Genomic DNA, 10,965 nt, shown 5'->3' with positions numbered 1-10,965 from the left:
ATCGAGATCGGCGGCGGGGCGGGCGGGGGAGAGCGCGAAGGCCCCGAAGAATTCGGCATCGTCGTCATCGACAGGCGCCCGGCTGGCGAAGAGCCGGTCAAGCAGGCGGGAATAGCTCGGCACGATGAAGAGATAGACGAGATCGTGCTCGCGCAGCCGCCCGGCATATTGGTAGCGCATGGACTTGCCGTCGCGGATGACGAGCGACGGGGTCGCCCAGCGCGGAATGCGCTCGCCGCGCAGTACCGGGCTATCCTTGATGACGCGGTAGGAGAGCAGTTCGTGGTTGGCCGCGCCCGGCAGGTCGACCTCGACCTTGTCGACGGCGCCGATGCGCGGCGGAATGATGAGGCCGAGCTTCTTGGCGACGGGCTTGATTGTCCAGCCCTGGAGGAGCAGCGAGACCAGCACGATGATGAAGGCGGTATTGAAATAGATCTGGCCGTTCTCAAGCCCGCCGAGGATCGGCATGATGGCAAGCAGGATGGAGACGGCGCCGCGCAGGCCGACCCAGGCAACGAAGCCGATTTCCTGCTGCGTGTAATCGAAGGGAAGCAGCGACAGCCAGATCGCCAACGGCCGGGCGACGAAGATCAGGAAGAGGGCGAGCAGGATGGCCGGCACGATGATGACAGGAAATTGCGATGGCGTGGCGAGCAGGCCGAGCACCAGGAACATGATGATCTGCGCCAGCCAGGTCATGCCGTCCTGGAAGCGCTTGATGGTGCCGATCGCCTGCATCTTGCGGTTTCCGGCGTAGATGCCGGCGACGTAGACGGCGAGGAAGCCGCTGCCGCCAACCGCGCCGGTGAAGGAAAAGACGAGAAGAGCGAGCGCCAGCACAAAGATCGGTGTCAGGCCGCGATCGGTATCGAGCCTGCTGACGATCAGCACGATCATCATGCCGCCGAGCAGGCCGAGAATGACGCCGAGGCCCATCTGCTGCACGAACATGGCGAGCATGCCGATATTGATGCCGGCATAACGCTCGCCGCTCGCCAGCACCTCGACGAGGGCGATGGTGAGGAAGATCGCCATCGGGTCGTTGGTGCCGGATTCGACCTCCAGCGTCGAGCGCACCTTGTCGCGGATGTTGATGCCGCCGATGCGCAGCAGGAAGAAGACGGCGGCGGCATCGGTCGATGCGACGATCGAGCCGAGCAACAGGCCTTCCAGCCAGGTGAAATTCAAAAGCCACATGGCGGCGAAGGCAAAGAGCGAGGCGGTGATCAGCACGCCGACCGAGGCGAGCGCCAGAGAGGGCACGGCCGCGAGCCGAAAGGCCTGCATCGGCGTGCCGAAGCCGGAATCGAAGAGGATCACGGCCAGCGCAATGGAGCCGAGAATATAGGCGAGATAATTATTGCTGAACTCGATGCCGAGACCATCGACGCCGGCAGCAAGGCCGATCATCAGGAAGAGCAGCAGCAGGGGGGCGCCGAAGCGGAAGGCGAGCAGGCTCGAAAAAGCGGCAAGAAGCACGAGCGCCGTCGAAACCAGCACCACGATATAGAACGCTTCCATGCCCACCCCTTTCAATCGACTGCTTCGCGAACACAGCCACCCCCGGCCGATCCGCCTTTATTCAACCCCTCCATCACGCGCTGCGATCCGTCAGTAAACGGCAAAACGTCAGAGAAGGGTAGGCCTTGCGGCTTAACCTCGTCGCGATGCTGCTTCATGCTGCTGAACGGCTGCCGGACGGCCAACCGACACGGAATGCTACGGGAGAAATTCTCTATAAAGAATGTATAGGAAAATCAGGCGAGAGCAGGGCAAAAGAGACAGGCACGGATTTTTCCTGCCCGTATCTGCGAATGGCAACAGAATAAGACACCCTCCTCCTTTCATGCGGCCCGTTTGCCTTGTCCAATGACGGGAAGAATGGATTGCAGGCGCCTATGCGAAGAGCGTGGAAATGAACGCTGAGATTTTTCGATATCGGGTGGAAATGCCGGCCGCCTAGCGAGAGCAGCCGGCTGTCGTTTTGTGCCAGAAGCGGCCGGCCCTTGCTCTGCTATCCCAACACTGCCTGAAATATGACGATGGCGAGAAACGAGAGGCCAATGAGGGCGGCGACCCAGATGACCAGACGATTGGCCTTTGCCAACACGGCAGGTCTGACGTCCCGCTTGGGGTGAAACCGTTGCCGCCGTTTGAGGGTGGTGTGGGACAAGCGTTTTTGTGCCTCTGCCATTTATCACCTCCACTTGGCTCACTTTAGCCATTGTGCAGCGCTGCGTATTTGCTCAATCTAGCACGCTTGGCCAGCGGATTACCAATCCGTGCAGAGACGACGATCGAATTCGAACCCCGAGGCAGCCTCAACTGCACCGCCATCCTGTCCTGAGAACGGCGCCATATCGAACCCGGTGCGGATCGTTAGTCAGTCTTCTGTGTCCTCGCCCTCGTCGGTCAGATCCGCGACCGGGACCAGGAAAACGACGAACTCGTCCTCGATGGTCCGTTCGGGATCGTCGTCGAATTCATAGGCATGCTCGACTTCGCTTGCTTCCTCGGTGGTCGCCTTGCGCAGGCTCAGGGCCGCTTTGCGGTCCCAGAGAGGCTTGCCTTCGGATTCCAGGACGGTCAGATCGTCGCGAAAGTCTTCCGCCTCGAAGAAATGCGTCGCTTCCTCGTGATTTTCCGAGCGGAAACTGGCAACGGCGCGGCCGGCGATTTCAACGGTAAAGTAATCCATCCATCTCTCTCATTTTCATGCGGGCGTCAGTGCTGCCGCACGGTATTGGCGTGGCCGCGCCTGGCCGGTGGCCAATGCGCGAGGAAACTGGGCATTTCGAATGTCCAGGGTGACGTATTCTAGCAGATCTCATCGGGGCAATGGACGAAAAGATGGCGGAGTGGGGAAAGCTGGTTTCGTTCGGAAGGCACGGCAACAAAAAGCGGCCCGGTTTCCCGGGCCGCTAGCATGTCGATGCCTCAAGAGCGCTCAGATGAGCTTGGCGAAAGCGACTGCCGTGTCGGACATGCGGCTGGAGAAGCCCCACTCGTTGTCGTACCAGGACAGGACGCGCACGAAGTTGCCTTCCATGACCTTGGTCTGATCGGTCGCGAGGATCGAGGAGTGGCTGTCGTGGTTGAAGTCACGGGAGACGAGCGGCTCGTCGGTGTAGCCGAGGATGCCCTTCAGCTTGCCGTTGGCAGCAGCCATGATGGCTTCGTTGATTTCACCAACGCTGGTCGCCTTCTTGGCGACGAACTTGAAGTCGACGACGGAAACGTTCGGAGTCGGAACGCGGATCGAGGTGCCGTCGAGTTTGCCCTTCAGATGCGGCAGAACGAGGCCGACTGCCTTGGCTGCACCCGTCGAGGTCGGGATCATGGAAAGGGCGGCCGCGCGGGCGCGATACAGGTCCTTGTGCATCGTGTCGAGCGTCGGCTGGTCGCCGGTGTAGGAGTGGATGGTCGTCATGAAGCCGTGGTCAATGCCGACGGCGTCGTCGAGAACCTTCACAACCGGCACCAGGCAATTGGTGGTGCAGGACGCGTTGGAGATGACCAAGTGCTCCTTGGTGAGCTGATCATGGTTGACGCCGAAGACGACCGTCAGGTCAGCGCCGTCGGCGGGCGCCGAGACGATGACGCGCTTGGCGCCGGCCGTCAGGTGAGCGGCAGCCTTGTCGCGGGCGGTGAAGATGCCGGTGCATTCCATCGCGATGTCGACGCCGAGTTCGCGGTGCGGGAGGGTGGCCGGATCCTTGATCGCCGTGACCTTGATCGGCTTGCCGTTGCCGACGATGATCGAGTCACCCTCGACCTTCACCGTTGCCGGGAAGCGGCCGTGGATCGAGTCATAGCGCAGCAGGTGGGCGTTGGTTTCAACCGGGCCGAGATCGTTGATGGCGACGATTTCGATGTCGGTGCGGCCGGATTCGACGATGGCGCGAAGGACGTTGCGGCCGATGCGGCCGAAACCGTTGATGGCAACCTTGACTGTCATGTTCATTCACTCCCGATAGAGTAGGGCCCGATAGTGAGGGCCTGGAATTGAGGAGATGGAGAGCGCCTCAAGGCGCCCTCATTAAAGCTTTGCTTCCGCGGCTGCAACGACGGCGTCGGCGGTGATGCCGAAATGCTTATAAACTTCCTTGACCGGGCCGGAAGCGCCGAAGCTCTTCATGCCGATGAAGGTGCCTTCCGGTCCGATGAACGCATCCCAGCCTTCGCGAACGGCGGCTTCGACGGCGATCTTGACTGGCGAGTTGCCGAGGATTTCCTTGCGATAGGCTTCCGGCTGCTCGAAGAACAGTTCGGTGCAGGGAACCGATACGACGCGGACGGTGACGCCCTTGGCTTCGAGTGCCGTACGGGCTGCAACGGCGATTTCGACTTCGGAGCCGGAGGCGAAGATCGTCACCTTGGCGTCGGCATTGCCGGCGAGCACATAGGCACCCTGTTCGCACAGGTTCTTTTCGCTGTATTCGGTACGGGCTGCGAGCAGGTTCTGGCGCGTCAGAGCAAGGCCCGAAGGACGGTTGTGCGTCTTGATGGCGATCTGCCAGCATTCCGCCGTTTCCGTGGCGTCGGCCGGACGGAAGACCATCAGGTTCGGGATGGCGCGCAGGCCGGCGAGCTGTTCGACGGGCTGGTGCGTCGGGCCATCTTCGCCGACGCCGATCGAGTCATGCGTCAGGACGTGAATGACGCGGATGCCCATCAGCGAGGCGAGACGGATCGGCGGGCGGCAATAATCCGAGAAGATCAGGAAGCCGCCGCTGTAGGGGATGAGGCCGCCATGCAGCGCAATGCCGTTCATGGCAGACGCCATGCCATGCTCGCGGATGCCCCAATGCATATAACGACCGGCGAAATCCGTCGGGGTGATCGAATGCATCTGGCTGGTCTTGGTGTTGTTCGACGGCGTCAGGTCGGCGGAGCCGCCGAGCGTTTCCGGCAGGAAGCCGTTGATGACCTCAAGCGCGTCTTCCGAAGCCTTGCGGGTCGCAACCGTCGGCTTGGTCTCGGCGAGCTTCTTCTTAAATGTGCTGATCGCGGCGTCGAAACCTTCCGGCAGCTCGCCTGCCATGCGGCGGGTGAACTCGGCTTTGGCCGGAGCCTTGGCGAGGCCGTCTTCCCAGGATTTGACGAGGTCAACGGAGCGCGCGCCGGCTGCACGCCAGCTGTCGAGAACGTCCGAGGGGATGACGAAGGCTTCGGCTTCCCAGTTCAGTGCCTTGCGGGTGGCTGCGATTTCTTCGGCGCCGAGCGGGTTGCCGTGGACCTTGTGGGTGCCCTGCTTGTTCGGGGCGCCGAAGCCGATGATCGTCTTGCAGGCGATGAAGGTCGGCCGGTCGGACTTGTGGGCAGCTTCGATCGCGTCGGCGATAGCGGCCTGATCGTGACCGTCGATCTCGATCGTGTTCCAGTGAACCGCCTTGAAGCGGGCGACCTGGTCGGTGGAATCCGACAGCGACACGGCGCCGTCGATGGTGATCGAGTTATTGTCCCAGAACAGGACGAGCTTGTTGAGCTTCAGGTGGCCGGCGAGCGCGATGGCTTCGTGGCTGATGCCCTCCATCAGGCAGCCGTCGCCGCAGATTGCATAGGTATAGTGATCCTGGAGATCGGAGCCGAACTCCTCGCGCAGCTTGCGTTCGGCAATCGCCATGCCGACGGAATTGGCAATGCCCTGGCCGAGCGGACCGGTCGTCGTTTCGATGCCGGTGGCATGACCGTATTCCGGGTGGCCGGCGGTCTTCGAACCGAGCTGGCGGAACTGCTTCAGATCTTCGATCGTCATGTCAGGATAGCCGGTCAGATACAGCACCGAATAGAGCAGCATCGAGCCATGGCCGGCCGACAGCACGAAGCGATCGCGGTTCGGCCAGTGCGGCTTCTTCGGATCGAACTTCAGATATTTGGTGAACAGGACCGTTGCCACGTCGGCCATGCCCATCGGCATGCCCGGGTGGCCGGAGTTCGCCTTTTCAACGGCGTCCATGGCAAGAAAACGGATCGCATTCGCCATCCGGTCGTGTTGTTCGGGAGAGGTCATGGCTTTTCCGCAAGTTCCGGGTGTCGGGGGATGGCCTCGAGCCTCCAAGACCATCGAGTGAAAGCGGCAGAGACATAGCAGTTGGGACGGGCAAGTCAATAAATGGCAGGTCAAATCCGGGCGGGAAGCGGCGATTTTTGACATTTGATCACGCGATTGTACAAATGACGAAATCGATGTGTAAAACGCTCATCCACAGGATAGGCCGGTGGGCAAGTGACAGGATTTATTGACGGGCCGTTAGCGAGCTGCATATCCTTTTGAAATCGCAGGATCGGCGCGGCGTGCCGATTCGCGGATCCTGCGCGGGAATCGGAAAGACATGATGCCCACAGGCAAAACCATGGAAGCAGCGCTCAACGAATTGAGACAGGCGATATCGAGCCTCGAAAACGCCGTCGACATGCGCGTCGAACGGCAGCGCGAGCAGGGCGAGATCGAGGGCGAGGTGCGGCGTGTACACGCCGACCGCTCGCGCCTGGCGCAGGAGCTCGACCAGGCCGAATTCCGCGCCAACCGGCTGGAAGAGGTTAATCGCGAGGTATCGCGGCGGCTGGTGACGGCCATGGAAACGATCCGCGCGGTTCTGGATCGCTGATAGGAAGAGTTTGGCATGGCGCAGGTGACGGTAACGATCGACGGCAAGGCCTATCGCATGGCCTGCGAGGAAGGGCAGGAGGATCACCTGACCGATCTCGCCACCCGTTTCGACCGCTATGTCGGCCATCTCAAGGATCAGTTCGGCGAAATCGGCGATCTGAGGATCACCGTCATGGCCGGCATCATGATCACGGACGAGATTGCCGAGTTGACGCGCCGCGTCGCCGGATTGGAGTCCGAGCTCGAGACGCTGCGCGGCAATCGCGATACGGTGCTTGCAGCCACCGCCCGGACCGAGGAAAATCTTGCCGCAGCGCTGAGCGAAGTGTCGAGCCGCATCCGCGGCATCACCGACAAGCTGAATGGCCGGTCCGCCCCCGAACTCAATTGATCCTAGAGCCTTTCCTGGTCAGATTGAAGCATTCTGTTGGCTCAAACGGAGTCGGATGGTCGACCGGCCGGCGTGTCGTAGCCCGGCTCTACGGCCAAGCCGGCCGGTCGATCAGCCGGCCCGTTTCAGCCAACCCGAAGGGCCGGGCATCTTTCCGCCAGGCCAAAGGCGATCGGCTCGGACGTACCAAGAGGTATGCCCTTCGCCAATCGCCTCTGCCCTGACGAAAACCTGCTCCGGCAGAATGCTTCAATCTGACCAGGAAAGCCTCTAATTAAATAGGGGCGGCCTTCCGTCGCCACTGGCGCGGCAGCGCAAACAACCTTATATATCGCCATGCGGTCTGCGCCTCTCGACAGGAACCACAATCCCTGGGGCCATACTCGATCCAAAGGGAGCTGTCCCTGGCCAGGCCCGTGGGCCTGGACACACGGCGCCCACCTACGTTTGTAGGCACCCAGGATCGTAAACATCCATCGGTGGTCGTGGATCGCACCCTTTCCTTCCATTTTCAGCGAAGACGCCGGATATGGCGGGCGAACGCGGGTTGCCCGTTCGCCCTTCTTCAGCGCGTCCGTTACTTCTTCAGACCTGGAAGGGTGACCTGGAAGACCTGGAACATTGTGTCGACGTCGGCACCGCCGTCGGCCTTGTAGGCGGCACCCACCTGGAAACCATCCTGCGTCAAAAAGTCGTTGTCATTGGCGACGAACAGGAAGTAGTCGTCCGGCAGGTTCGGGTTGAGAACGCTCGCCAGACCCATGGCTTCCCATTTTTCCGACAGATTGTTCTTGTCGTTCGGCGCGCCGTTGTGCAGGCCGAAGCGGTCGAGGTCGACCTTGTCGTTGAGGTCGATGAAGGGTGTCAGCGTCGCCGGCGTCAGCGAGGGATCGATGACGCCCTTCGGCGCGATCGGCTTGCCGTCATCGAAATTGCTGCCGGCAATGTCGGTCGCGGCGGAAACGTCGACGATGTCGACCTTGCGGTAGAGCGAGATGTCGCCCTTCAGGCCCTGGCCGTTGCCGCTGTCACGGGCGAGCATCAGGAAGGTCTTGTCGGAAAGAGCAATGATTTCGCTCTCGGCGGCGATCATCGTCTTGTCCTTGGCGTCCTTGAAGACCGGCAGCGGCACGACATATTCGTGCATCAGTTTCAGGTGATCGGGATCGGCGGCGTCATAGATCAGCGCGCGGGTATTCTGCCGGGTCGAGCCGGAATCGCCGCCGTCCTGGCGGGTAGCCGATTGCAGCACAGCGATGATGAACTTACCATCAGGCGTCATCGCCATGCCTTCGAGACCCTGGTTGTTCTGGCGGCCGGTCTCCGGATCTTTCGGGTCCGGAGCGGAGGCGCCGGGGCCGGGATTGTTGGAGGCAAAGCTCAACGCGCCCTTGCGCATCGGCAAAAGCGCCTTCGGCGGCTGGGTGGCGGAGAGCAGGTGGCCGTCAGCGGAGAAGTGATAGATATAAGGACCATATTCGTCGCTGACGAACATGCTGCCGTCGGCCATGCGGATGATGGCTTCATTGTCGAGCGCGATCTTGCCGTTCGTCGCCTGCGGCAGCGGCGGAAAATCACCGGCAGCGGGGCGGACGCCGGATTCCGGGTCGAGACCGGTCATGTCGCCGCCCCTGTCGTCGACGAAGAGTGTGGAATCGACGAGCCTTGCGTCGACGCCCGACTGTTCCTTGCCAACCTCGGGTGCCGCACCCGGAGCGGTCGGCGTCAGGCCGATCGAGATGGTGTTCAGACGTGTCCGGTAATCAACGGTGCCGACGGCGTTGTAACCGCGGTCGGGCAACAGGTAGAGCGTGCCCTTGTAGCCGGCGCCGTCGCGGCTCCAGGCGGCGGGATCGATCGCCATGCCCGAGCCGGAACCGAAGGTCTCGCCGAATTTGTCACGCTGGTTGGCCGGAATGCGGCCGATGCCCACCAGGCCCTTGTTGACGAAGGTGAGGCCGCCGACGGTGGCGGAATTCTCGGCCATTGCGACGACTGGCACGGCGGCGGATGCCGCGAGAACCGCGGCGAAAATTCGCGCTGTGTAAGGTCTGACATTCTTCATGGAAATACCCTCTCGGTCAAAAGCGCTCTCGAAACGGCTTCCGCCCGCAGGCTGGACACCGCTTCAAATGACACCCCGGCCTGGATTCGATTTCCCGATGGCGCAACACGCCCTGGATTTCGTCGCCCCATATCCCCGGCAGACGGTCTATGACGGGATCGTGATATCTGGATGACACTTCTCAGCGATAGCGTCATGCTGGAGAGGAAGTCGGGCTTTCGCGTGTCCGCATTGCAGCTCGCTGCTCTATCCGACCGGGTAAGGCCCTTCGGCGAAGACCTCATCGTGGTAGCCCTTGGAGCCGACAATTCAGCGCCAAAGGGCTTCGCCACTCCCTGTTGTCGCGCAGGCAATCGAGCACGAAACGGAAATCATATCGCGGCTGCCAGCCGAGTTCCCGCCTTGCGCGTTCGTTGACATAGACACGGTCGAGCGAAGGAAACATCTTCCAGCCGCGTGATGCGTAAAGGGCGCCTGCACCCTGGAACAGTCGTTCGACGACGTGAGGCGCGTCGCGCCGGATCGCGGCGAGATCATTTGCCGAAAACGGCGTCGTGGCGGAGATGATGTAGCGGCCAAAGCCAATTGCCGGCGCCTTTTCGAGCGCCAGCAGATGGGCGCCGACCACGTCGCTGATATCGACGCGGCGGTGAAGAAGCTCATTGGCCTGGGCGTTCTCTGCCAAATAGCCGTTGCGAATGTCAGGATCGTCGTCATTTTCGGGAAAGAAACGCGAAGTCCTGAGAATGGCGACCGGCAGGCCGGATTTGCGGGCGAAGAGTTCGCACAGACCTTCGGCGGCGAGTTTCGTCACGCCGTAGATGTTTTTCGCGACGGGAAGCACGTCCTCGGTCACCCATGCCGCCGGTTCGCCGGCAGCCGGCGTCAATGCCGCACCGAAGGTGCTGGTGGTGCTGGTGAAGACGAAGCTTGCGACGCCTGCGGTGGTCGCCTCTTCGAGCAGGTGCAGAGTGCCGGCGATATTGGTGTCGAGGAAATCATAATTGCCGTGGGTCGCCACATGCGGTTTGTGCAACGTCGCGGCATGGATGACGTGGCTGATGCCCGACATCGCCTGGCGGACGAAGGCGCGATCACTGATCGAGCCGACCATGTCGGTAAAAGCCGAGGGCTTGATATCGATGCCGCGCACCCAGCGGCTTTCCGCCCTCAAGGTCTGCATCAGCGCCTCGCCGAGATGGCCGGCACTTCCCGTCACCAGTATCGTCATCACATCGTCTCCTGACCGTTCGGCGGCGGACGCTATAAAGACTAAGGTTTTCAGGCAACGCATAAATTATGCATGGGCGTGCAGGAAAGCTGCAGGCTCAGCCGATGGTCGTGACGAGGCGGCCGGCGCTGCAATCGGAAAGCATGATCCGTTCCCAGGTCACGCGGCCGGCGGCGATCGGCAGCAGCGCATTGCCGTTGGCGCCGGTATCAAGCGTCAGCGACGAGAGCCTGCCCGCATGCCAGCCGCGCTCCTCCAGCGACTGCTCGGCGGCGGCGATCTCGGCGGAGGCGTAGGAGAATAGAGAGCGGCCGAGAAAGGCGCCGAGCGGCGCCCGGCACTCCGCCTGCCGCGGGCGAGAGGCGGCGAGCAGCCGGTGGGTGCGGTCGCAGATCAGATGCACCGGCCGGACGGAATCCTCGACCAGCCCCTTCAGCGCCGCATCGACTGCTGCATGTGGCGGCGAGGCGAAAATCCGTTCCAGCTTGATAGCCTGTTCGGGCGAAAGGGCGAGCTTATCGCGCTCCCAGCGTGAGATCGTCGCCTGGTTGACGCCGAGGAGTTCGGCGAGATGTTCCTGCTTCATGCTCCGCAGCAGCCGCATGCGGCGTATGCCGGCTCCGGATATCGTCATCCGTCTGATCCCGTGTCGTTTTTTGCAG

9 protein-coding genes, 1 other RNA gene and 1 pseudogene are annotated in these 10,965 nt (G+C 61.8%); 3 read left to right on the top strand and 8 right to left on the bottom strand.

What is annotated here, in order from left to right; genetic code table 11:
* From ACM5SV_RS33700 to tkt, 5 genes are all read right to left on the bottom strand, one after another.
* On the bottom strand, positions 1-1,524 hold a 1,524-nt coding region (locus ACM5SV_RS33700; protein ID WP_419425487.1), incomplete at its 3' end, for a potassium/proton antiporter.
* A 493-nt stretch (positions 1,525-2,017) separates the two neighbouring features.
* On the bottom strand, positions 2,018-2,197 hold the full coding sequence (locus ACM5SV_RS33695) for a hypothetical protein (protein ID WP_012758883.1): 180 nt from the start codon (positions 2,195-2,197) through the stop codon (positions 2,018-2,020).
* Between the two features lie 189 nt (positions 2,198-2,386).
* The gene (locus ACM5SV_RS33690) at positions 2,387-2,701 is read right to left on the bottom strand and encodes a hypothetical protein (protein WP_003552580.1); all 315 of its coding nucleotides are present in this window, start codon (positions 2,699-2,701) and stop codon (positions 2,387-2,389) included.
* A gap of 249 nt (positions 2,702-2,950) precedes the next feature.
* Positions 2,951-3,961, bottom strand: a complete 1,011-nt coding sequence (gap, locus tag ACM5SV_RS33685) for a type I glyceraldehyde-3-phosphate dehydrogenase (protein ID WP_222014729.1) — start codon at positions 3,959-3,961, stop codon at positions 2,951-2,953.
* A gap of 81 nt (positions 3,962-4,042) precedes the next feature.
* Positions 4,043-6,016 carry a transketolase gene (gene tkt / locus ACM5SV_RS33680; protein WP_222014728.1) on the bottom strand — a complete coding sequence of 658 codons (1,974 nt, stop codon included), beginning with the start codon at positions 6,014-6,016 and terminating at the stop codon, positions 4,043-4,045.
* A 322-nt stretch (positions 6,017-6,338) separates the two neighbouring features.
* Between tkt and ACM5SV_RS33675 the strand changes: the two genes are divergently transcribed.
* From ACM5SV_RS33675 to ssrS, 3 genes are all read left to right on the top strand, one after another.
* Positions 6,339-6,614, top strand: coding sequence for a DUF4164 domain-containing protein (locus tag ACM5SV_RS33675; protein WP_012758879.1), 276 nt, complete (start codon positions 6,339-6,341; stop codon positions 6,612-6,614).
* 15 nt (positions 6,615-6,629) lie between these two features.
* Positions 6,630-7,007, top strand: a complete 378-nt coding sequence (locus ACM5SV_RS33670; protein ID WP_003542783.1) for a cell division protein ZapA — start codon at positions 6,630-6,632, stop codon at positions 7,005-7,007.
* 337 nt (positions 7,008-7,344) lie between these two features.
* A non-coding RNA gene (gene ssrS / locus ACM5SV_RS33665) (6S RNA) lies at positions 7,345-7,503 on the top strand.
* A gap of 81 nt (positions 7,504-7,584) precedes the next feature.
* Here ssrS and ACM5SV_RS33660 read toward each other — a convergent pair.
* The 3 genes and pseudogenes from ACM5SV_RS33660 to ACM5SV_RS33650 form a co-directional block, all read right to left on the bottom strand.
* Positions 7,585-9,072, bottom strand: coding sequence for an esterase-like activity of phytase family protein (locus ACM5SV_RS33660; protein ID WP_222014726.1), 1,488 nt, complete (start codon positions 9,070-9,072; stop codon positions 7,585-7,587).
* A gap of 246 nt (positions 9,073-9,318) precedes the next feature.
* A pseudogene (locus tag ACM5SV_RS33655) lies at positions 9,319-10,303 on the bottom strand (NAD-dependent epimerase/dehydratase family protein).
* A 97-nt stretch (positions 10,304-10,400) separates the two neighbouring features.
* The gene (locus ACM5SV_RS33650; RefSeq protein ID WP_222014724.1) at positions 10,401-10,937 is read right to left on the bottom strand and encodes a helix-turn-helix transcriptional regulator; all 537 of its coding nucleotides are present in this window, start codon (positions 10,935-10,937) and stop codon (positions 10,401-10,403) included.
* Positions 10,938-10,965: the final 28 nt, after the last annotated feature.

Source organism: Rhizobium sp. CRRU65, assembly GCF_048551595.1.
GTDB classification, from domain to species: Bacteria; Pseudomonadota; Alphaproteobacteria; order Rhizobiales; family Rhizobiaceae; genus Rhizobium; species Rhizobium leguminosarum_J.
The sequence above is the reverse complement of the archived record's forward strand: the minus strand, read 5'-3'. Positions and strand labels throughout refer to the sequence as shown.